At 60.6% G+C, this 22,184-nt stretch carries 23 protein-coding genes; 9 read left to right on the top strand and 14 right to left on the bottom strand.

Translation table 11 applies throughout. From position 1 onward, the window contains the following. Positions 1-131 precede the first annotated feature (131 nt). The gene (gene rplS, locus DDE76_RS11950) at positions 132-683 is read left to right on the top strand and encodes a 50S ribosomal protein L19 (protein ID WP_104892713.1); all 552 of its coding nucleotides are present in this window, start codon (positions 132-134) and stop codon (positions 681-683) included. A 199-nt stretch (positions 684-882) separates the two neighbouring features. Beyond that, complete coding sequence (locus DDE76_RS11945) at positions 883-1,695, top strand: exodeoxyribonuclease III (RefSeq protein WP_104892712.1); 813 nt, start codon at positions 883-885, stop codon at positions 1,693-1,695. Here the strand turns inward: DDE76_RS11945 and DDE76_RS11940 are convergent. The 4 genes from DDE76_RS11940 to DDE76_RS11925 form a co-directional block, all read right to left on the bottom strand. After that, a complete protein-coding gene (locus DDE76_RS11940; protein WP_157955775.1) occupies positions 1,692-2,144 on the bottom strand; it encodes a Crp/Fnr family transcriptional regulator in 453 nt (150 codons plus the stop codon). The genes DDE76_RS11945 and DDE76_RS11940 overlap by 4 nt on opposite strands. Before the next feature lie 113 nt (positions 2,145-2,257). Next, positions 2,258-2,941: a response regulator transcription factor gene (locus DDE76_RS11935; RefSeq protein WP_104892710.1), complete on the bottom strand. Its 684-nt coding sequence runs from the start codon at positions 2,939-2,941 to the stop codon at positions 2,258-2,260. A gap of 134 nt (positions 2,942-3,075) precedes the next feature. Continuing rightward, positions 3,076-3,600 (bottom strand): HD domain-containing protein, encoded by a 525-nt coding sequence (locus DDE76_RS11930; RefSeq protein WP_104892709.1) that lies wholly within the window; start codon positions 3,598-3,600, stop codon positions 3,076-3,078. A gap of 2 nt (positions 3,601-3,602) precedes the next feature. Then, positions 3,603-4,277: a YggS family pyridoxal phosphate-dependent enzyme gene (locus DDE76_RS11925; protein ID WP_104892708.1), complete on the bottom strand. Its 675-nt coding sequence runs from the start codon at positions 4,275-4,277 to the stop codon at positions 3,603-3,605. Between the two features lie 134 nt (positions 4,278-4,411). On the opposite strand from DDE76_RS11925, the gene leuS reads away from it, so the two are divergent. After that, positions 4,412-7,021, top strand: a complete 2,610-nt coding sequence (leuS, locus tag DDE76_RS11920) for a leucine--tRNA ligase (protein ID WP_104892707.1) — start codon at positions 4,412-4,414, stop codon at positions 7,019-7,021. Next, positions 7,022-8,044: a DNA polymerase III subunit delta gene (holA, locus tag DDE76_RS11915; RefSeq protein ID WP_104892706.1), complete on the top strand. Its 1,023-nt coding sequence runs from the start codon at positions 7,022-7,024 to the stop codon at positions 8,042-8,044. 79 nt (positions 8,045-8,123) lie between these two features. On the opposite strand, the gene DDE76_RS11910 is transcribed toward holA, so the two are convergent. The 8 genes from DDE76_RS11910 to hemE all read right to left on the bottom strand — a co-directional run bounded on the left by DDE76_RS11910 (position 8,124) and on the right by hemE (position 16,937). Beyond that, the gene (locus tag DDE76_RS11910) at positions 8,124-8,999 is read right to left on the bottom strand and encodes a ParB/RepB/Spo0J family partition protein (RefSeq protein ID WP_104892705.1); all 876 of its coding nucleotides are present in this window, start codon (positions 8,997-8,999) and stop codon (positions 8,124-8,126) included. A 9-nt stretch (positions 9,000-9,008) separates the two neighbouring features. Then, positions 9,009-9,809 (bottom strand): ParA family protein, encoded by an 801-nt coding sequence (locus DDE76_RS11905; protein ID WP_104892704.1) that lies wholly within the window; start codon positions 9,807-9,809, stop codon positions 9,009-9,011. Between the two features lie 18 nt (positions 9,810-9,827). Next, positions 9,828-10,475: a 16S rRNA (guanine(527)-N(7))-methyltransferase RsmG gene (gene rsmG / locus DDE76_RS11900; RefSeq protein WP_104892703.1), complete on the bottom strand. Its 648-nt coding sequence runs from the start codon at positions 10,473-10,475 to the stop codon at positions 9,828-9,830. Continuing rightward, positions 10,476-12,338 carry a tRNA uridine-5-carboxymethylaminomethyl(34) synthesis enzyme MnmG gene (gene mnmG / locus DDE76_RS11895; RefSeq protein ID WP_104894836.1) on the bottom strand — a complete coding sequence of 621 codons (1,863 nt, stop codon included), beginning with the start codon at positions 12,336-12,338 and terminating at the stop codon, positions 10,476-10,478. It lies immediately after the preceding gene. Positions 12,339-12,579: 241 nt separating this feature from the next. Continuing rightward, positions 12,580-13,872 (bottom strand): tRNA uridine-5-carboxymethylaminomethyl(34) synthesis GTPase MnmE, encoded by a 1,293-nt coding sequence (gene mnmE / locus DDE76_RS11890; protein WP_104892702.1) that lies wholly within the window; start codon positions 13,870-13,872, stop codon positions 12,580-12,582. Between the two features lie 23 nt (positions 13,873-13,895). Then, positions 13,896-15,161, bottom strand: coding sequence for a transcription termination factor Rho (gene rho, locus DDE76_RS11885; RefSeq protein ID WP_104892701.1), 1,266 nt, complete (start codon positions 15,159-15,161; stop codon positions 13,896-13,898). A gap of 281 nt (positions 15,162-15,442) precedes the next feature. Further along, entirely contained in the window at positions 15,443-15,871 is a 429-nt protein-coding gene (hemJ, locus tag DDE76_RS11880; RefSeq protein ID WP_104892700.1) for a protoporphyrinogen oxidase HemJ, read from the bottom strand. Between the two features lie 31 nt (positions 15,872-15,902). Next, positions 15,903-16,937: a uroporphyrinogen decarboxylase gene (gene hemE, locus DDE76_RS11875; RefSeq protein WP_104892699.1), complete on the bottom strand. Its 1,035-nt coding sequence runs from the start codon at positions 16,935-16,937 to the stop codon at positions 15,903-15,905. Between the two features lie 423 nt (positions 16,938-17,360). Here hemE and DDE76_RS11870 point away from each other — a divergent pair, with 423 nt between their 5' ends. From DDE76_RS11870 to dnaQ, 4 genes are read left to right on the top strand one after another with little or no spacing between them, the layout of a single operon-like run. Next, a complete protein-coding gene (locus tag DDE76_RS11870) occupies positions 17,361-17,981 on the top strand; it encodes a Maf family protein (RefSeq protein WP_342748377.1) in 621 nt (206 codons plus the stop codon). Positions 17,982-17,996: 15 nt separating this feature from the next. After that, positions 17,997-18,827 carry a shikimate dehydrogenase gene (locus DDE76_RS11865; RefSeq protein ID WP_104892698.1) on the top strand — a complete coding sequence of 277 codons (831 nt, stop codon included), beginning with the start codon at positions 17,997-17,999 and terminating at the stop codon, positions 18,825-18,827. A 3-nt stretch (positions 18,828-18,830) separates the two neighbouring features. Then, positions 18,831-19,427, top strand: coding sequence for a dephospho-CoA kinase (coaE, locus tag DDE76_RS11860; protein WP_104892697.1), 597 nt, complete (start codon positions 18,831-18,833; stop codon positions 19,425-19,427). Beyond that, entirely contained in the window at positions 19,427-20,134 is a 708-nt protein-coding gene (gene dnaQ, locus DDE76_RS11855) for a DNA polymerase III subunit epsilon (RefSeq protein ID WP_104894834.1), read from the top strand. The genes coaE and dnaQ overlap by 1 nt, the downstream gene beginning before the upstream one ends. Before the next feature lie 73 nt (positions 20,135-20,207). Here dnaQ and secB read toward each other — a convergent pair whose 3' ends face one another. After that, a complete protein-coding gene (secB, locus tag DDE76_RS11850; RefSeq protein ID WP_104892696.1) occupies positions 20,208-20,729 on the bottom strand; it encodes a protein-export chaperone SecB in 522 nt (173 codons plus the stop codon). 84 nt (positions 20,730-20,813) lie between these two features. Beyond that, positions 20,814-21,278 (bottom strand): FxsA family protein, encoded by a 465-nt coding sequence (locus DDE76_RS11845; protein WP_157955774.1) that lies wholly within the window; start codon positions 21,276-21,278, stop codon positions 20,814-20,816. Between the two features lie 172 nt (positions 21,279-21,450). Between DDE76_RS11845 and DDE76_RS11840 the strand changes: the two genes are divergently transcribed. Then, a complete protein-coding gene (locus DDE76_RS11840; RefSeq protein WP_104892694.1) occupies positions 21,451-22,173 on the top strand; it encodes a Tim44/TimA family putative adaptor protein in 723 nt (240 codons plus the stop codon). Positions 22,174-22,184: the final 11 nt, after the last annotated feature.

Genomic DNA, 22,184 nt, shown 5'->3' with positions numbered 1-22,184 from the left:
CCCGGCGTATCGGACCGGCACGCAGCAAGACCAAGAAGACTGCCCTTCCGTTACCAACCAAGACCGGGCGACGGGGCCGAACAGGCCCAAAAAAGAGTCGTCCCTATGAAAAGATCAGAACGGATCGAAAAATGAACATTATCGAACAGATCGAGGCCGAACAGGTCGCGGCACTCGCCACCCAGCGCGAACATCCCGAATTCACCCATGGCGATACCGTCAAGGTGTGGGTCAAGATCCGCGAAGGCGACAAGGAACGCCTGCAGGCCTATGAAGGCGTCGTGATTGCCCGCTCCGGCGGCGGCATCATGGAAAGCTTCACCGTCCGCAAGATCTCCTATGGCGAAGGCGTGGAACGCGTGTTCCCGATCTACTCGCCCAATATCGCTTCGATCGAAGTGATCAAGCGCGGTAAGGTCCGTCGCGCCAAGCTGTACTACCTGCGTGATCGTCGCGGTAAGTCGGCCCGTATTTTCGAATCGACCAATTCGCGCACCAAGAAGATCCAGGACGCCGAGCGCACTGCCGCCCAGGCTGCCAAGGAAGCCCGCGAAGCCGAGAAGATTGCTGCTGCCGAGGCCTTCGCCGCTGAACAGGCTGCCAAGGACGCTGAAGCGGCCGCTGCTGCTGCCGCCGCCGAACAGGCTGCTTCCGCTGAAGGCGAAGAAGCCAAGAGCGAATAGGCGCTGCCGCTCTTTGAGAATTGGAAAGCCCGGTCATTGTGCCGGGCTTTTTGTTTGGATGCCGTTCTGAACGCAAAGCGATTCACGTGAAACGCTGCTGACAGATCCTGTCGTGCCAGCGCCATTTCCGGCTTTACCCTCAACCCCGCCTTGGCGATAACAGGGCACACCTGCCAATGCCCGATTCTCCGGACGCCCAATGACCCATTCCGTCGTCACCTGGAACATCAACTCCGTGCGCCTGCGCCTGCCCATGGTGCTTGATTTCCTGGCGCAGTATCAGCCCGACGTGCTGATGCTGCAGGAGATCAAATGCACCAATGACCAGTTCCCGCGGAACGCTTTCATCGCGGCCGGCTATCCGCACATGGCGGTGCATGGCCAGAAGGGCTATCACGGCGTCGCCATCATCTCGAAATTTCCGCTGACCGAGATTTCCAGCCGCGTCTTCTGCGAAATCGAGGAATCGCGCCATATTTCAGCACTGGTGGATCTGGGGCACGGCCCCTTTACCCTCCACAATTTCTACATCCCCGCCGGCGGCGACGAGCCCGATCCCGAGCTCAACCCCAAGTTCAAGCACAAGCTGGGGTTCCTCGACGAACTCAAGACCTGGTTCGCCGAGCCCGTATTCCAGCGCGGCCATCTGATCGCCGGCGACTTCAACATTGCCCCGCATGAGAATGATGTCTGGAGCCACAAGCAGCTCTTGAAGGTGGTTAGCCATACTCCGGTTGAAACCGAGGCGCTCGATGCCATTCTCAATGGTGGTCACGGCTGGACCGATCTGGTGCGCAAGCATGTGCCCCATGACACCAAGATCTATTCCTGGTGGAGCTATCGCGGCAAGGATTGGGAAGCCTCGGACCGCGGCCGGCGGCTCGACCATATCTGGTCCACCGCCGATGTGGCAGAACGCTCGGTGGGGGCGGAGATCATCAAGCCGGCTCGCGGCTGGACCGACAAGCCATCCGACCACGTGCCGGTGATTGCGCGTTTCGCGCGGCCCTAACCGCCCCTCATCTTGCCCTTCAGCGGCTCAAGCGCATGCATATAGCGCCCCAGCTCCTGCTCGATGCGCTGGGCCGCGCGCGCAGCCAAATCCGGGCTCTGCCGCGCCAGCTTGAGAAATGCCGTCCGGGGCACGAACAGCAATTCGCAATCGGTGACGGCAGTGAAAGTGACAGGGCGGGGTTTTTCCAGAATCAGCGAGGTGGGCGAAATGACGCTGCCCGGTTCTGAGAGCGCATAGGGCTTGCCAGCCTCGGCGCCTTCATGCCTGGCTTTGACGGTCCCTTCGATCAGCACATAGGCGCCGCTGGGCACATCGCCGGCCTTGTAGATGACCGCATCGGCATCGAAATGCTTGCGGTCGCCCGCAAAGCCGAGCATGCGCAATTGCTCATCGTCGCAAATGTCGAAGAAATCGGCCCGGGCCAAGACCCCGGCCGCGTCATCCATTCTCATAGGCCCCAGACCCAACGCGCCAAATTGCGTCGCCCGCTGGCTGCGGGCGACTGTTCCGGCTCAAGCTATAGTCTGGTTCGGGCAGGAAATGAAAGGCTTTGCGCCGCTCAGGGGACGAGACGGTAGCCCCCATCCTCGGTCACCAGAAGCCGCGCATTGGAGGGGTCGCGCTCGATCTTCTGCCGGAGGCGATAGATATGGGTTTCCAGCGTGTGCGTGGTGACCCGGTTATTATAGCCCCAGACTTCCTTGAGCAGCACATCTCGCGTGATGGTCTTTGGACCCTGGCGATAGAGATACTTCAAAATGGAAGTCTCCTTGTCGGTCAGGCGCACCTTGATGCCTTCATTGGTCTCGAGCACCTTGGCCGCCGGCTGGAAGCTGTATTGCCCGATGGTGAAGACCGCATCCTCGCTCTGGTCGCGCTGGCGCAAGGCCGCATTGATCCGCGCCAGCAACACCGGATAGCGGAACGGCTTGGTCAGATAGTCATTGGCCCCGGCTTCGAGCCCCTTGATCTCGTCGGCATCGGTGTCGTGACCGGTCAGCATCAGCACGGGGCTCTTATAGCCCTCCTGGCGCATCAGACGGACGGCCTCGCGTCCATCCATATCGGGAAGGCCGACATCGAGAATGGTCAATTCAACATTGTGCTCGCGCACCGCCTTGAGCGCGTCATTGGCGGTTCCGGCCTGGAGAATATCAAAATCAGGCTCGCCCTTGAGTTGTTCAACCAGGGTCTGGCGCAGGTCCGCGTCGTCATCTACGACAAGGATGCGTCGCTTGTTCATTGTTTTCTCCGGTCTTTTCCGTGCTGGCCGACCAAGGCCACACTATTGCGACCCGTTTTTGGCCAGCCAATCACATCGGCGTTATTTCACCGGGAGCAACGCGGTAGCCGGACGAAAAGTTGCAGGCGGAGCTGTCAGCGCTGCCGGGGAAGGCGATCAAGGCAATCCGCCAAATTGAGGCGAGAAAGTCCCAGGGATTGGCTCAAGCCATCAATCATAGTGCCCAGCCACGGCTTTGGCGGCAAATAGCGGTCGACAAGAACCTTTGCACTGCTTGATCGAAGCTGAAGCGCCACCCCCCTGGACACACCAAGATCGAAGACGGCCAGGGCATCGGCCAACTTCAGGCCGTCCGCCAGCGCCGTTTCTGCCACAATATCAGAGCGATGATCGTGCGCGGCAATGGCCGCAAGAGCATCCGGTGGCAATCGGCCTTGGAGCCACTGCGCAGCAGTCGGTCCGTGCAAAGACGGCGTATCCGCCGTGACCAGAATATCCAGATCGTGGCAATAACCGGTGACCTGCCACAACAAGGCATCCTGTCGGACCAAATCGGCAAGCAAGGCCATCAGATCACCGACAAAGATGCTGTGGTCGGCAACGGCACTTCCCGCCAGATGAACATCGACCAGTTTCAATGCCTGAGCGCGGCTCAGCATGCTCAGCGCTTGCCGAACAGCGCCGACCCCACCCGCACATGGGTGGCGCCCATGGCAATGGCTGTTTCAAAGTCGCCACTCATGCCCATGGAGAGCTGCTCGACCCCCGCCGCACGGCCCAATGTGGCCAGATGTGCGAAATAGGGGCCGGCCGGCTGGCCGTCGGGTGGGATGCACATAAGCCCGGCAATAGTGAGCCCATGCACCTCTCGGCAATTGCGCACGAACGCCACTGCCTGATCGACCGGCACACCGGCCTTCTGCTCTTCACCGCCGATATTGACCTGCACGAAACACGGCAGATGCCGGTCCGCTCGGGCCATTTCCGCAGCCAGGGCCGCCGCGATCTTCTCACGGTCCACCGTTTCGATGACATCGAACCGCGCCACCGCCTCGCGCGCCTTGTTCGACTGCAGCGGCCCGATCAGATGCAGGCTGAGATCGGGATATTTCTGGCGCAGACCGGGCCATTTTTCCTTGGCTTCCTGCACACGGTTCTCACCGAACACATGCTGACCCGCCGCGATAAAAGGCTCGATGACGTCGGCCGGAAAGGTTTTGGAAACGGCAACCAGTTCCACCGCCTCGGGTGGCGCGCCGAAGCGGCGGCGGGCCTTTTCCATGCGCGTGCGGATAAACTCCAGGCGCGCTGCGGCGCTTTCGGCGCTATTGGCCATGTCCGGCCCCCGTTTCTGTTGACCTTGGCAGGGATTTCTGGTGATGGTCCGGGTAGCCAAAAACCCTCAAAAACGCAAGCTGTGCCGCCATTTGCGGCGGGCCAGGCGTGAAATCTTGCAAGGACGACCATCACGTGAGCGGCGAACGCTACAATCCGCGCGAAAGCGAACCGAAATGGCAGAAGGTCTGGGACGAGAACAAGAGTTTCGTCACCGCAAATGATGATCCGCGCGATCCCTATTACGTCCTTGAGATGTTCCCCTACCCTTCGGGCCGCATCCATATGGGCCATGTGCGCAATTACGCGATGGGCGATGTGGTGGCGCGCTACCACCGCGCCCGCGGCAAGAATGTGCTGCACCCCATGGGCTGGGACGCGTTCGGCCTGCCCGCGGAAAACGCCGCCATAGAGCGCAAGACCCATCCCGGCGCCTGGACCTATCAGAACATCGAGGCGATGAAGGCCCAGCTCAAGTCGATGGGCCTGTCGATCGACTGGACGCGCGAAATCGCCACCTGCTCGCCCGACTATTACAAGCACCAGCAGGCCATGTTCATCGACATGCTCGAAGCGGGCCTGGTCACCCGCAAAAGCTCCAAGGTCAATTGGGACCCGGTGGACATGACCGTGCTCGCCAATGAACAGGTGATCGACGGCAAGGGCTGGCGCTCCGGTGCGGTGGTCGAACAGCGCGAGCTGACCCAATGGTTCTTCAGGATCTCGGACTTTGCCGAGGAGCTGCTCGAAGCCCTGGATGGCCTGACCGACTGGCCTGAAAAGGTGCGCGTCATGCAGCGCAACTGGATCGGCAAGTCCGAGGGCCTGCGGCTGCTGTTCGAGTTGGAGGCCAGCGACAGGACCGATGCCAATAGCATCGACGTTTTCACCACGCGACCGGACACGATTTTCGGCGCCTCCTTTATCGCGCTCTCGCCCGACCATCCTCTGACGGCCCAGTTAGCAGCTAGCAATCCGGCGCTGACCGAGTTCATCGCCGAGTTCCACCGTCAGGGCACCGCCACCGAAACGCTGGAAAAGGCCGAGAAAAAAGGCGTTTTCACCGGCCTGCGCGTCAAACATCCGGTGATCGAGGGCCAGTCCCTGCCCGTCTATGTCGCCAATTTCGTGCTGATGGACTATGGTACCGGCGCCGTATTCGGCTGCCCGGCGCATGACCAGCGCGATCTCGACTTTGCCCGCAAATACGACCTGCCGGTCACCCCGGTGGTCCTGCCGCCAGGCGCCGATCCGGCCAGCTTCACGATTGGCAACGAAGCCTATGTGGACACTGGTAACATCTTTAACTCTGACTTCCTCGATGGCCTGACCATCGACGAAGCCAAGGCACGGATCGCCGAGCATTTCGCGGCCCGCACGGTCGATGGCAAGCCGCAGGGCAAGGTCGAGGTCAACTACCGGCTGCGCGACTGGGGCATTTCGCGCCAGCGCTATTGGGGCTGTCCGATCCCGGTGATCCATTGCGAAGTCTGCGGCACCATCCCTGTGCCCAAGAAGGACCTGCCAGTGGTGCTGCCCGAGGACGTGACCTTCGACAAGCCCGGCAATGCGCTGGACCATCACCCGACCTGGAAACATACACATTGTCCGCAATGTGGTGCTGCCGCACGCCGCGAAACCGATACCATGGACACTTTCGTGGATTCGTCCTGGTATTTCGCCCGGTTCACCGCACCCCATGCCGATACACCCACTATTCCCGAGGTCGCCAATCACTGGCTGCCGGTGGACCAGTATATCGGTGGCATCGAGCACGCGATCCTGCACCTGCTCTATTCGCGCTTCTTCACCCGCGCCATGAAGGCGACCGGCCATGTGGGCTTGAGCGAGCCGTTCAAGGGAATGTTCACCCAAGGCATGGTGACCCACGAGACCTATAAGGGCGACAAGGGCGAATGGGTGCCCCCCACTGACATCATCATCGAGACCGACGGCGACACCCGCACCGCCCGGCACGCCCAGACCGGCGCGCCGATTACCATCGGTTCGGTCGAAAAGATGAGCAAATCCAAGAAGAACGTGGTGGATCCCGACGAGATCGTGCGCAGCTATGGCGCCGATACCGCCCGTTGGTTCATGCTCTCGGACTCCCCGCCCGAGCGCGACGTGCAATGGACCGAATCCGGCGTTGAAGGCGCCAGCCGGTTCCAGCAGCGCATCTGGCGCCTGGTGCATGACACGGTCGAATTGTCCGAACAAACTTCTGTAACTGTTTCACAGGATGGCACTGATATCCTGGCCCTGCGCAAGACTATCCATCGCACCGTCGCCGGCGTTGCACAGGACATCGAGGGGCTCGGCTTCAACCGCGCCGTCGCCCGCATCTATGAACTGACCAATGCGCTGGTAAAGGCCAAGGAGGGCAAGGCGGCAGCCGATCTCGCCCCGACCTTGCGCGACGGCGTCGAGAAACTGGTGCAACTTATCAACCTGATGATGCCGCATCTGGCCGAAAGCTGCTGGGAAGTGCTTGGAAAACAGGGGCTTGTTGCAGACGCCCGGTGGCCCGAGGTCGATCCGGCCATGCTGGTCGACGATGAGGTGACCCTGCCCATCCAGATCAATGGCAAGCGCCGCGGCGAGGTTACCGTCGCCAAGGACATGCCTGCGGCTGAAGTCGAGGCCATGGTGCTGGCCCTTGAGATCGTCCAGAAGGCCCTGGACGGCAAGGCGCCAAAGAAGGTGGTGGTGGTGCCCAACCGCATCGTCAACATCGTCGTCTAGATGACGGCCCTCAAGGCCCATGAAGTGGCGCGCTACTTGGCGCGCCCCGATCTCAGCGAGGGGATTTTCCTCGCCTATGGGCCGGATGGCGGCCTGGTGCGCGAGACCGCACAGCGCCTGATTCGCCATTTGAGCGGAGACGACCCGGCATCGGCGAATGTCACGATCTTTGACGGACCGGAACTGGCCTCCGATCCGTCTCAACTGGTGCTGGAGGCCCGCTCAGTCTCCCTGTTTGGCGGCAAGCGCATCATTCGTGTGCGCAATGCCACCAAGGCGCTGGTCATGCCACTCACCGAGCTGCGGGACGACCCCGGCGGCACGGCCATCGTGCTCGAGGCAGACAATCTGACCCCACGCGATGCACTGCGCTCGCTGGTCGAGGCGGCCAAGCTCGGCCGCGCCCTGCCCTGCTACCCGGATTCAGACGAAACCCTGATGGCGCTGATGCGCGAAACCTTCAATCAGGCCGGCATCAGGACCGATAGCGATGTCGTGCCCACATTGCGCGAAATTCTCGGCAATGACCGGGAAGTAACGCGTCGCGAGCTGGAGAAACTCACGCTCTACGCCGCTTCGAGCAAGGTGCTGACGCGCGAGGATGTGCTGCTGCTCTGCGCCGACAATGGCGCTCTTGCCATCGACGCCATCCTCGATGCCACTGGCGGTGGGCATGCAGAAAGGCTTGAACTGGCCCTGAATCGAGCGCTGGCGGCCAATGTCAATCCGCAGCAATTGTTGGCCATGCTGACGAATCACTTCGCCAACCTCCGCCGCTGGCGTACCGAAGTCGATAGCGGCAAGACCGCCCGGGCCGTTCTTGACGGTCAGCGGCCCAAGCCGCACTTCTCACGCATGGGCGCCCTGGAGCAGCAGCTACGCCTGTGGACGGACCCAGCCCTCTCCCAGGCCGTGGAACGGCTGCTGCAAGGGGTATCGGATTCGCGCCGCAAGCCGACGCTGGCCGATGCAATACTGCGCCGCACCACCTTGGCGTTGTGCATGATGGCGGCCACCCATTAGCGGGAAGACGGTCTGGAGTGAACGCAAAAACCGCCCAGGACGAGGCGGTTTCACGTGGAACAACTTTGTTTTCAAGAAGTTAGTTGGTGCGACCGGTCAGGCGCAGGCAGATGTCGTCAAGCTGCTCCAGCGTCTTGTAGCGGATCTCGACCTTGCCCCCGCGCTCGGAATGATTGAGCGCGACGCTGAGGCCAAGCGCGTCGGCCAGGCGTCGCTCCAGTGCCAGCGTATCCGCGTCACGCTGCGCCGGCGTAGCCGCAGGCTTCCGCTTGGGCAGGTCACGCTGCTGGCTGAGCGCTTCCGCCTCTCGCACCGAAAGCCCTTTGTCAACGATCTGGCGGGCCAACGCGGCCGGGTCCTCAGCCGTAATCAACGTCCTGGCGTGCCCGGCGGTCAAGGTGCCGCTCGACACCATGCCGCGCACATCCTCGGGTAGCTTGAGCAGCCGCAACGTATTGGCGACATGCGAACGCGACTTGCCGATTACCTGCGCCAGATCCTGCTGCGTGTACTCAAACTGCTCGATCAACTGCCCGTAGCCCAGCGCTTCTTCGAGCGGATTGAGGTCGGCACGCTGCACGTTTTCGATGATCGCCAGCTCAAGCGCTTCCTTGTCATCGACCTCGCGAACGATGACCGGCACATCATGCAAGCCGGCCTTCTGCGCCGCCCGCCAGCGCCGCTCCCCGGCGATCAGCTCGAAAATATTCGGATCATCCGTCGGCCGCACCAGGAGCGGCGACATCACACCCTTCTCGCGGATCGAGTTGGTCAGCTCTTCAAGCTGTTCAGCGTCAAAGCTGCGGCGCGGATTGGACCGATTGGCGATAATGAAATCAACGGGGAGGCGCTTGCTGCCACCGGACGACTCGGTCACCCGCGCGCCCTCAATGGCCGCCATATCACCAATCAGCGCGGCAAGGCCCCGGCCCAGTCGGGTTGGTTTGTCGGTCATGTTGAGCTCCTAGGCAGCATTCAACCGTCGCTCACGACGGATTACTTCGGTGGCAAGGCGAAGATAGGCCTGGCTTCCCGCACATTTGAGATCATAAAGCAGCGCCGGCTTGCCATAGGACGGCGCCTCGCTGAGCCGCACATTGCGCGGAATCACCGTCTCATAGACCAGCTCACCCATTTCGCTCCGCACATCGTTCAGCACCTGCTCGGACAGGTTGTTGCGCTTGTCAAACATGGTCATCACCACGCCCTGGATGGACAGGCGCGGATTGAGCGTTGAACGGATCTGCTCGATGGTCTGCAGCAACTGGCTCAACCCTTCAAGCGCGAAGAACTCGCATTGCAGCGGCACCAGCACGGCGTCGGCCGCGACCAGCGAATTGACCGTCAGCAGGTTCAACGAGGGCGGACAATCGATCAGGATATAGCTGATAGACTGGTCGTTGATCCGCAGTTCATCCAGATTCTTGAACGCATTACGGAGCTTGAAGGCACGATCGGCCTGATCGGCAATGGTCAGCTCGACGCCGAGCAGGTCCATGGTCGACGGCACAATGGCCACATTGGGCACGCTGGTCATCACCGCGGCCTGCGGCACACTCGCCTCACCTACCAGCACATCATAGGCTGACAGGGCGCGATCCGTCCGCGAAATGCCCAAACCAGTGGAGGCGTTGCCTTGAGGGTCTAGATCGACGATCAGGACGCGTTCACCGATGGCCGCCAGAGCGGTCGCCAGATTGATGGCAGTCGTCGTCTTGCCGACGCCACCCTTCTGATTGGCCAAAGTCAATATCCGGGGTGCCAAATTGGCCTCCGTGTGCCGCTAACGCATTGTTTTCCGGCGCAGATTCGTAACCGTCAGGATCACGCCGCCAGGATCTGTGTCACTGACCCTTACTAGCACGTCATGATGCCATTGCGCACCCGATTCCACGAGCTCTTCAACATGTTCCCGTCCTTTATGCAGCAAGGCCCTGCTGTTTGGGCCGAAAAACGGGGCCATCCAGGCACATAATTGAGGCATCGCCGCCAAAGCACGCGACGTGATGACGTCTGGGACGCCTGTTTCACGTGAATCAATCTGGTCGCAGCGCCGCCCGATCACCGTGACATTCAGATCAAGCTCACGTGCCACGGTACGCAAAAAGCTGACTTTCCGGGACGTTGGCTCAATCAGGACGAAGTGGCGATCCAGGCCCTTGCTGGCAATCGCCATGGGGAGGGCCGGAAAGCCCCCGCCACTACCGATATCGACACAGAGCCGGTCAGCTAATGTCATCAGGCTGAGCACCTGTAGACTATCAGCAAAATGCCGCGTCCAGATCTGAGCCAATGTTTCACGTGAAACCAGATTCTGCACTGACTGCCATTTGGTCAGCAACTTGGCATAGGATTCTAGGTCGCGTACGACCGCGTCAACAGGGCGTGACAGAACGGACGCATAGCGCGCAACGGCTTGAACGTCCTGCATTCAGCCGACCTTGGACAGTTGACCGCGACGGATTACCGCGAGCAGAAGTGTGATGGCGGCCGGCGTCATGCCGTCCAATGCCTGTGCTTGTGCAATGGTTTGCGGGCGCGCATTGGCCAATTTGTGCCGCAGTTCCATAGAAAGACCTGGAATAGCCATATAGTCCAGCGTAGCCGGAATAGCGCGCTGCTCATCCCGTCGCACTGCCTCAATGTCCGACTTCTGGCGGTCCAGATAGACTGCATACTGGGCATCGATCGAGACTTGCTCGACGATAGCCGAATCCATCGAGGACAGTTCGGGCCAAAGCCCTGCCAGATCAGCCGCTTCCAAGTCGGGGTAGGACAACAGCTCAAACGCCGTCCGCCGCTTGCCATCCTCATTTACCGCCAGGCCAGCCTTGCGCGCCTCATTGGGAGAAACAGACAGTTTATGTAGCAAGCTGCGCGCCTGGATCAGCGCCGACTGACGTTTGGAGAAGACATCGCTGCGTTCTGTACCAACCAGCCCACGCTCCAACCCCAAGGGCGTCAGGCGCTGATCCGCATTGTCCGCCCGCAAATGCAGACGGAACTCGGCGCGCGAGGTAAACATCCGGTAAGGCTCGCTGACACCACGCGTGACCAAATCATCGACCATGACGCCGAGATAGCTTTCCGTCCGTGACAGCACCAGGGCCACTTCGCCCTTAACGGCCAGTGCGGCATTGGCGCCGGCCAGTAGGCCTTGGGCGCCGGCTTCCTCATACCCGGTGGTACCGTTGATCTGACCCGCCAAATAGAGGCCCGGCTGCTTTTTGACCTCCAAAGTTGGCTTCAACTCTCTTGGATCGACATAGTCATATTCAATGGCATAGCCCGGCCGGATGATCCGGACCGACTCAAGACCGGGCATGGATTGCAGGAACGCCATCTGCACCTCTGCCGGCAATGAGGTCGACAGCCCATTGGGGTAGACCGTCTGATCATCCAATCCTTCGGGTTCGAGAAAAATCTGGTGGCTGTCCCGGTCGGCAAAGCGGACCACCTTGTCCTCGATCGAGGGGCAATAGCGTGGACCGCGCGATTGAATGCGGCCCGAGTACATCGCCGAACGATGCAAGTTGTCCTGGATGATGCGGTGTGTTTCGGCCGTTGTCCGCGTGATGTGGCAGGAAACCTGCGGCGTTGTGATGCCGGTGGTCAGTGCCGAAAAGGCTTCTGGCGGAGTATCACCCGGCTGCTCCTCAAGGACGGCATAGTCGATGCTTGTGGCGTCCAGGCGCGCCGGCGTTCCGGTCTTCAGCCGGCCAAGCTGCAAACCCAGTCCTTCCAGCCGCGTCGAGAGGCCCAGCACTGGCTTTTCCCCGAGCCTGCCGGCCGGCACCGTTTCTTCGCCACGATGGATCAGACCGCGCAGGAATGTGCCCGTAGTGAGCACCACGGCCTTGGTCCCAATCCGGCGACCATCAAGCAGCACGACGCCACTGATCCGGCCGTTTGTGACCTCAAGGTCGTCGACCTCCCCTTCAATGACGTCCAGATTGTCCTGCGCAGAGATTGCGGCCTGCATGGCCTGGCGATAAAGCTTGCGATCGGCCTGGGCGCGTGGGCCTCGCACCGCTGGACCCTTGCGGCGATTGAGCACCCGAAACTGAATACCAGCGGCATCAGCCACGCGGCCCATCAGCCCGTCCAAGGCGTCGATCTCGCGCACAAGATGACCCTTACCCAATCCGCCGATAGCCGGATTGCAACTCATTTCGCCAATGGTGTCAAAGCGATGGGTAATCAGCGCAGTGGGAACGCCGAGGCGCGCCGAGGCTGCTGCGGCTTCCGTGCCTGCATGGCCCCCGCCGACGATAATGACGGCATAGTCAGTCATGGCAATTTCTCCAAGGCGCCTGACATAGGCCAATGTTTCACGTGAATCAATTGTCCGCTTGCTTGCCGGTCTCACCGAGCATGTTTCACGTGAATCAATTTCGATACCTGGGTAGGGTAGTATCGCAACTGTGTAACGACGGACATGTTTATCAATAGGGTCTGGTTCTTGTGATCGTCTTGGTTTGGTCCGGGCCACCGTGCCGTTTTTGGCTGAACCACTGCTACACGTTTCACGTGAATCACTTGCCGATGCAGAAGCTGGAAAACAGCCGATCCAACACCTTTTCCGCGTCTATCCGGCCAACCAGACGCTCCAAGGATGCCGACGCCCTGCGCAGCGACTCTGCAGCTAGCTCCCAGTCACCGAGATTGCGTCGGGTCTCTTCGAGCGCCGCTACGGCACCGCCAAGGGCGAGGCGGTCTCTTTCGTGACTGATGAGGCTGGGTTCTCCGCCCGTCATGCCGTCAGCCAATCTATCAAGGCGCCGGCGCAGTTCAATCAGATCATCCGGCGACTGCGTCGAGATACTGACATCCACCCCTGGCAAGTATCCTAGATCCGATTTGGTGCCGATGCGCAGCACTTGGCCAGTGACATCAGGGGCAGGGATATCGGGCACATCAGGGGCAGATAGCCACAGCACTATGTCCGCCATCTCAATGGCCTGATGTGCCCGGCGTACGCCTTCGGTCTCCGCCTTGCTGTCACTGTCGCGCAATCCGGCGAGATCGAGCAGAATGAAGAGCTGCCCATTAATATCCAGGGGCACCTCCCGGACGTCACGCGTCGTGCCTGCTTCGTCCGATACGATGGCAATGTCAGACTTTGCCAGGGCATTGATCAGGCTGGATTTTCCGGCATTGGGGGCGCCCGCCAGCGCCACCCTGATGCCTTCGCGGACGATCCGGCCGCTTTCAAGAGAACCCAATGCTGCCTGGAGCGCTGTTTCCAGTGCCTCAAGCTGGTTATGCCAGTGATGTGGCAACGCCTCGGGCACATCGCCTTCATCGGAGAAGTCGAGCCGGGCCTCGATTTCTGCACGCAGATCCAGCAGGCTCTCGCGCCATTGCGCGATTTTTTCCGTCAGGCGGCCATCAAAACGCGCCAGGGCCTGCTGGCGCTGCTTCTCCGTCTCGGCGCTCAGCAGATCGCCCAGCCCTTCGATTTCAACGAGATCAAGCTTGCCATTTTCAAAGGCGCGGCGGGTAAACTCTCCAGCTTCCGCAAGGCGCAGGCCGAGACCACCAAGCTCGGCCAGGATGGCTTTGACACCAGCAGGCGAGCCATGCACCTGCAGCTCGGCGCAATCTTCTCCAGTGAAGCTGTGGGGCGCGGGGAACCAGGCGACCAGACCCTGATCGAGCATTTGGCCTGCACCAATCTTACGCAGCGCCAGTTGCCGCGGCCTGGGTGTGCCCCCGGCCATCTTGTCCAGGGCTTCCTGCACGCGTGGACCGGAGAGGCGAATGACCGCAACACCTGCCGGCAATACGCCGGAGGAGAGCGCCATTATGGTGTCGCCCGCCTGCATGATCCGGCTCCCGGCCCGAGGCCCTAGGTGTTCATCGAATCGAAGAAATCTGAATTGGTTTTGGTCTGACGCACCTTGTCGGTCAGGAACTCCATGGCGTCGATCGTGCCCATTGGATTGAGAATGCGGCGCAGGACATACATTTTACGCAGGATATCGGACTCGACGAGCAGTTCTTCCTTACGGGTGCCCGACTTGTTGATGTCGATCGCCGGGAAGACGCGCTTGTCCGCGACTTTACGGTCCAGCACGATTTCAGAATTGCCGGTGCCCTTGAATTCTTCAAAGATCACTTCATCCATGCGGCTGCCGGTATCAATCAGCGCCGTGGAGATAATGGTCAGCGAGCCGCCATCCTCGATATTGCGGGCTGCGCCGAAGAAGCGCTTGGGACGCTGCAGGGCATTGGCGTCGACACCACCGGTCAGCACCTTGCCGGAACTTGGAACAACAGTGTTGTAGGCGCGACCGAGACGGGTGATCGAATCGAGCAGGATAACGACGTCCCGCTTGTGTTCGACCAGGCGCTTGGCCTTTTCGATCACCATTTCGGCGACCTGAACGTGGCGCGAAGCCGGTTCATCGAAGGTCGAGGAGATGACTTCGCCGCGCACGGAGCGCTGCATGTCGGTCACTTCTTCAGGACGCTCATCGATCAGCAGGACGATGAGATAGCATTCAGGATGATTGGTGGCGATAGATTGTGCAATATTTTGCAACAATACGGTCTTACCAGTACGCGGAGGCGCAACAATCAATGCGCGCTGGCCCTTGCCGAGCGGCGCGACGAGATCGAGCAATCGCGCCGAGCGATCCTTTGTTGTCGGATCCGGCAACTCCATGCGCAGCCGTTCTTCGGGATAGAGCGGGGTAAGATTGTCGAAATTGACCTTATGGCGGACGGCCTCGGGGTCTTCGAAATTGATGGTAGAAACCTTGAGCAGCGCGAAATAACGCTCGCCTTCCTTGGGAGAGCGGATTTCGCCCTCGACCGTATCGCCGGTCCTCAGGCCAAAGCGGCGAATCTGGCTGGGACTGACATAGATATCATCAGGCCCGGGTAGGTAATTTGCATCGGGCGAGCGCAGGAAGCCGAACCCATCGGGGAGCACCTCGACCACGCCTTCGCCAACGATATTGATGTCCTGGGCAGCCAGCTCCTTGAGGATGGCGAACATCAACTCCTGCTTGCGCATGGTCGATGCGTTCTCGACCTCGAGTTCCTCGGCAAATGCCAAGAGTTCAGCCGGGGACTTGGCCTTGAGCTCACTGAGCTTGATATTCTGCATGTAGCGAAACGACCCTAGAGGGATATCGGTAAGACTGGACAGTCGAATAAGGGGAAATTTCGGCACCGCGCAGCAACCGGGGTGGTCGCGCAATCAGGGGATGCCTTGTCCCCATGTAGCGTGATCCGCGGCCCGTTTCAAGTTCAAAGCAAATTGTCAAAATCGATTCACGTGAAACTTCGGGCGGTCCCGCCTGGCAAATCTCTCCGATGGAAAGATTTGAGGCGAGAAGGCCATGAGAGCTATGCCCGTATGGCAAGACAGCAAGTTTAGCCGATCCCTCAGAACGGCTTCACAATCACCGCGATGACGATGACGATCGCCATGACGAAGGGGATCTCGTTGATAGCGCGGTAAAATGTATGCGGCCGCGTGTTGCGATCGTCCTTGAAGGCCCGCAGCATCGACCCGTACCAGCCATGCACAGCGCTGAGCGCGATGACCATCGCCGCCTTGAGCCACATCCACCCCTGAGAAAAATCAACAATGCCGAAGCCGAAGGCCAGCCACAGTCCGAACAGCCAGGTGGCGAGCATTGCCGGGGTGATGATGCCACGATAAAGCCGGCGCTCCATGATTTTGAAGGTCTCGGCCTTGTCCGAACCCACCGCTGCTTCGGCGTGATAGACGAATAGGCGCGGCAGATACATCATTCCTGCCATCCAGGCGATAACCGAGACGACATGCAGCGCCTTGACCCATTCATACATGGCGAACTCCTCACCAGTTCAGCAGCGCCTGTCAGCCGCACTTGACCAATTCAACCAGCCGTTCGACATGCGCGATCGGGGTCTCGGGGACAATGCCGTGTCCCAGATTGAAGATATGCGGCCGATTCGCGAAGCCCTCGATAATGGCGCGGGCCTGGCTTTCCATGGCCTCACCACCGACCACCAGCCGCAGCGGATCAAGATTGCCCTGCACAGCAAGCTCGGGCGGCAGATGCGTATTGACGAAATCGATCGGCGTGGCGAAGTCGATCCCCAGCGCATTGATCCCGGTGGCCTCCGCATAGCGCCGGAGATTGCCTGCCGCGCCGCGCGGAAACCCGATCACCGGTGCATTGGGGACCCGCTGACGCAGGCCTTCGACAATCCGCCGGTTGGGTTCCATGACCTGACGGACAAAACTGGCATCGTCCAGATTGAGCGCCCAGCTTTCGAAAAGCTGCACCACATCGGCGCCCGCCTCGAACTGTCCCGCGAGATAGTCGATGGAGGTGTCCACCAGAGTATCGATCAGCTTGTCAAAAGCCTTTGGGTGCTCCAGCGCAAACCGGCGCGCCGTCCATTGATCCGGCGAGCCTCGACCGCCCAGCATATAGGTCGCCACCGTCCAGGGGGCACCACAGAAGCCAATCAAGGTCTTCTGGGCGGGCAGTGTAGCGCGAAGTCGGCGCAGCGTTTCAAATACCGGTGCCAGATGGCTCATCGCCCGATCCCGATCGAGGCCATCAATGCCTTTTTCGTCGAGCGGCTCGAGCAAGGGGCCCTCGCCTGTCGCAAAGCGCACGCTCTGTCCCAGGGCGTCCGGGATCACCAGAATGTCGGAAAACAGAATGGCTGCGTCCAGATCGAAGCGCCGTAGCGGCTGCAGTGTAACTTCGACGGCCAGTTCGGGCGTGTAACACAGTTCGAGGAAACCGTCGGTCTGTGCCCGGGTCTGCCGATATTCGGGCAGATAGCGTCCGGCCTGGCGCATGATCCAGATCGGGGGGCGTTCCTGACGCTGTCCCAACACCGTGGCAAGCAATGGTTTGTGCGTCACCGGAGCCATGGGTTCATCCCTTCCAAAACCCTATAAAGAGTCTTTCTTGCTTCGCTTCTTTATCTTTATGGCGGTGTTTAGCTGCAATTCCTCGTCACCCACAATCGAGCGATGAAGTGACACTTGCGCGCAGGGGATGGTTAACGGGGTGTGAATCAAGTTCAAACTCTTACTGAAGTCTTAACGCGCCCAATTCATTAACGAGAGGTTAATCCGGCCTTTGCCGAGTCAATGATTCGATTCCGGGTGTGGATGAGCCTGCGCATATCTTTCTATCGCCCGAGCTAGCTTTCCCCAGACCTTTCCACGCCCCTGCTTCGCCGGGCTCCGAATTCAACTGTTAACAAATTCTTAGCCAAGGGGGACAAGTTTGGTCCCGGGCCAGACTTGCACGACCAGATCACAGATCGGCCTTGAGCTGGGGATGACAGTGTGGAAAAACTGCTCTCCATGCTGATCCTTGCTTCCGCCAGTGCCACCCGCAAAGCCTTGCTGGACAAGGCCGGATTGCGCTTTGCCGCCATGCCGGCAGAACTTGACGAGCGGCAGGTCGAAAACCAGGCGCTCGAGGCCGGCGGCGATGCCCGTGATGTTGCCTTGCTGCTGGCGCGGCACAAGGCCGAAGCGGTTTCCCGGGACCGGCCCGGCGATCTGGTGATCGGCGCCGATCAGACGCTGGCGCTGGGTCTTGAACTTTTACACAAGCCGGTTTCGCGAGTGGATGCTGTCACGCAACTCGAGCATCTGCGTGGCAAGACCCACCGGCTGCACGCTGCTGTCACCCTGGTGCGGGACGGGCATCTTCTCTGGTCCGATCTCCAGACGGCGGAGCTGACCATGCGGGATTTTTCTGCCGAGGAGCGCGATCACGTGCTCGATCTGGAAGGAGAGGCAAGTCTTGCCTCGGTCGGCAGCTATCGCCTGGAAGGTCCCTCCATTCGCCTGTTCGAAACCGTGGCCGGCGACTATTTCACCATTCTGGGCCTGCCGCTGCTTCCGCTGCTGGCCGCATTGCGCGACATCGCGCCTGAGCTCTTGTACGCTCGGGATTGAACCAAGGATCCAGCATTGACCACCAGGGCATTTGTTATCGGGCACCCCATTGCCCATTCCCGTTCGCCCTTGATCCATGGAAGCTGGCTGGCTGAACACAATATTGCAGGTACCTACGAGGCTATCGATGTCGACCCGGTCGCATTGTCTGATTTTTTCGCCCGCCTGCGCGCCGGGGAATTTGCCGGCGGCAATGTGACCATTCCCCACAAGGAAGCGGTCTTTGCCCTTTGCGACAGCGTTGATGCGTTGGCGCGGGTCATCGGCGCGGTCAACACGCTGGTGGTGCAGGACGGCAAGGTGCGTGGCACCAATACCGACTATCTCGGCTTTCTGGGCAATCTTGACGCCAATGCACCCGGGTGGTCCGACGGCTCCAAAGACGCCGTCGTCATTGGGGCCGGCGGCGCGGCGCGTGCCGTACTGGTTGCCCTGCGGCGCCGCTATGGCGGCAAGGTCCATGTGCTCAACCGCACGCTGGCCAATGCCCAGGCGCTGATTGAGGAAATTGACGGGCCATTCGAAGCCCATGGCTTTGATGCCTATGCCGAATTGGCCCCGAGCACGGACCTGGTTGTCAATACCAGCTCCATCGGCATGCATGGCACGCGCTTTGACTGGCTCGATATGAGCCTTCTGTCCAAATCGGCATTGGTGACTGACATTGTCTATACCCCGCTCGAAACCCCTCTTCTGGCTGCGGCCAGGGCCGAGGGATTGCGCACTGTGGACGGGCTGGGCATGCTGCTGCATCAGGCCGTGCCGGGCTTTGCTGCCTGGTTCGGGGTCGAACCAGAGGTGACACCGGCCTTGCGGGCGCGGATCGAAGCAACACTGGATCATTGAACCATGCGGCGGATCGGCATCACCGGATCGATCGCGACCGGCAAGTCGACCTTGCTCGGTGCCTTTGCCAAATGTGGCGTGCCCGTCTTCTCGGCAGACGAGGCGGTAGCGCAGCTCTATGCCGGTGCGGCCGTCGCGCCTGTCGAGGCGCTGTTCCCCGGTGTTGCGGACAACGGCGTCATCGACCGCGCCGAACTGGCGCGGCGCCTAGCCGCCGATCCCTCCGGTTTCCTGCGTCTTGAAGCCATTGTCCACCCGCTGGTGCGCAACGCAATCGCTAACTTTCTTGATGAAGCAGAAGCGCATGGTCATGCCCTGGCGGCCGTCGAGGTGCCGTTACTGTTTGAAAGCGGCCATGATTATGGTTTCGATACCATCGCGGTGACCCACGTGGACGAGGTGGTACAGCGCGAGCGGATTCTCGCCCGGCCCGGCATGACCGTGGAAAAGATGGAGACCCTGCTTGCCCGCCAGATGCCACAGGCCGAAAAGAAGGAACGCGCTGACTGGCTCTTTGACACCACCGTGCCGATCCCGATGATCGAGGCAGAAGTGGCAGAGCTGGTGCGCAAATTGCGTGCAGAACGGCAGGACGGATGATCAGGGAAATCGTGCTCGATACCGAAACCACGGGCCTCTCGCCGCAGGGCGGCGATCGGTTGGTGGAAATCGGCTGTGTCGAGCTCATCAATCACATCCCGACCGGCAAGAATTTTCACGTCTATATCAATCCTGAACGCTCAATGCCCGAAGAGGCATTTCGCGTGCATGGTCTGGGCGACGCCTTTCTGGCCGACAAGCCGCTTTTCAAGGCGGTGGCGGAGGATTTCCGCGCCTTTATCGGCGATGCCACGCTGGTCATCCACAATGCGCCCTTTGACATGGGCTTTCTCAACGCCGAAATGGAATGGGCCGGACTACCGCGCCTTGCCAATGCGGTGATCGACACTGTCATGGTCGCCCGGCAGAAGCATCCGGGTGCCCGCGTCAGCCTTGATGCGCTGTGCAAGCATTACGGGATCGACAATTCCCGACGCACCCTGCATGGCGCGCTGCTCGATAGCGAGATCCTGGCCGAAGTCTATCTCGAGCTAATCGGTGGCAAGCAGGTGAGCCTGGCCCTGGTGGCCGAGGTGGAAACGGCATCCAGCGGCATGGGCCAGACCCGCATTGCGGTAGCCCAGCGCCCCAATCCATTGCCCGGCCGGCTCAGCGCGGCTGAAGCGCATGCCCACGAGGCCTTCATTGAACAGATGGGTGAGAACGCCATCTGGGCCAGATATGAGCAAAGCGCTGCCGCTGAATAGGATCAGCCACTCGACATGATAAGGCCCCGGCGGGAGACCGGGGCCCATATTTTGTTCGCAATGCTGTTTGCGATCAGTTCGGCTTGGGTGCCTCGGCGGCGGCGTCGGCAGCCTGAGCGCCACCCTGCTGCTGGGCCAGCTTCGCCAAGTTCTGGCGATAGATCGCCGAGAAATCCACCGGCTCCATCATCAGCGGCGGGAAGCCGCCCTGCTGCGTCACGCTGGCCAGCACCTGGCGTGCAAACGGGAAGATCAGCCGCGGGCATTCAATCATCAGCAGTGGGGAAAGCTGGTTTTCCGGCACGTTCTTGATGCGGAAAATGCCGCCATAGACCAGCTCGACATTGAACAGCACGGTCTCTTCGCGATTGGCCTTGGCATTGAGCGTGAGCTCGATGGCATAGATCTCGTCGCTCTGCTTCTTGACGCCGACCGAGATCGACACATTGAACGCCGGATTGGCACCGCCGCCCAGAAGCGTTGCGGGCGCGCCGGGGTTTTCGAAGGAGAGGTCACGAATGTACTGACCCACGAGGTTCATGCTGGGGGCAGTGCCGGGCTGCGGCGCTGCCGCGCCCTGGGTGTCATCGGCCATTATTTGGTCCTTCTAGATGGCTAGGTTCGAGGCAATTATGGCGGTGTGGCTAGCACTTTTGGCCGACGCGAACAAGCTTGCCCCCTATTCGCGGCGATCCCGCCAGTCATCATCCTTAAGCTCGATGGCGCGCGTTTCGTCGTCCTGTTCGTCCCGGGACGCGTCATGGCGGCGATAGCTGGTGGTGGTTTCAACCACCCGCACCCGGCCCGCCAGGGCCGAAAACAGCCAGCCCCTGACCGGTGGTATCAGCAGGGAAAGCGCCATCACATCGCTAAGAAAGCCCGGCAGCACCAGAAGGATGGCCGCCAGCCCGATTAGCATGGCGTCGAACATGGTGCGCCCGGGAATGGTGCCTGCATTGACATTGTTGCGCAGCCGCGAAAGCGTGCTCAGGCCCTGCTGGCGCAACAGCAACCCGCCGGCAAGTGCTGCCAGGATCACCAGTGCGAGTGTCGGGAACAGGCCGATGGCGCGGCCGACAATGATGAACACGGCGATTTCCAGAAGCGGCAAAGCCAGGAAGGAAAGGGCAATCAGGCGGGCCAATTTCGGCTCCTCGCAGGAGTTTTGTTCACCTCGGACGCGGCAAAAACGCAACTCGCCCCATCGTGAACTGGTTTCGGGCTAAAGCTTTGCCTATATATAGGCCAGATATGGCGCACAACGAGCGCCAGCGAACAGTTTTTTGTCGACGCCTCATATTCAAGGTGCCCGCTACATGGCCGAATTCCTCGATCTGCCGACCCTGATTGCCATCGCCGTTGCTGTCTTTGTGCTGTTCCGGCTGCGCTCTGTGCTGGGCACGCGCACCGGCAATGAGCGCCCGCCCATCGACCGGAGCCGTTCGACCCCGACGGAAAAACAGGCTGCGGCCAATGAAGAAACGGTGGTGCCGTTGCGGCCCCGTGCGGCCCAGCCCGATCTTGACGATGAGCGCCGCGCCCGCAAGCTCGAAGCCGAGATCGAACAGGCGGCCGCCGGCAACGCACCGCTCGCGGCTGGTCTCAAGGCGGTGGCCGAAGTCGATCCGGGCTTCTCGCCCAAGAGCTTCCTTGAGGGCGCCAAGCAGGCCTATGAAATGATCGTTACGGCCTTCGCCGAGGGCGATCGCCAGACGCTCAAGAACCTGCTCGACAAGCCCATTTTCGAGAGTTTCCAGCGCGCCATTGTCGATCGCGAGGCCGAGGGCAAGACGGTGGACTTCACCTTTGTCGGCCTGCCCAAGGTGTCGATTGTCGACGCTGAATTCGACAAGAAGGACGTCAATGTGACGGTCGACTTCCATGCCGAGGTCGTCTCGGCCACGCGCGACAAGGACGGCAATCTGGTCGAGGGCAATGCCGATCAGGTCCAGACCATTGCCGATGAATGGACCTTCTCGCGCAATCCCAAATCCCGCGACCCCAACTGGAAGGTGATCGCCACCAGCCAGCTCGATTGATCGCAGTCGGC

The organism is Devosia indica, from assembly GCF_003056405.1.
GTDB classification, from domain to species: domain Bacteria; phylum Pseudomonadota; class Alphaproteobacteria; order Rhizobiales; family Devosiaceae; genus Devosia; species Devosia indica.
Note: the sequence above shows the minus strand (reverse complement) of the source record. Positions and strands in the feature narration are given on the sequence as shown.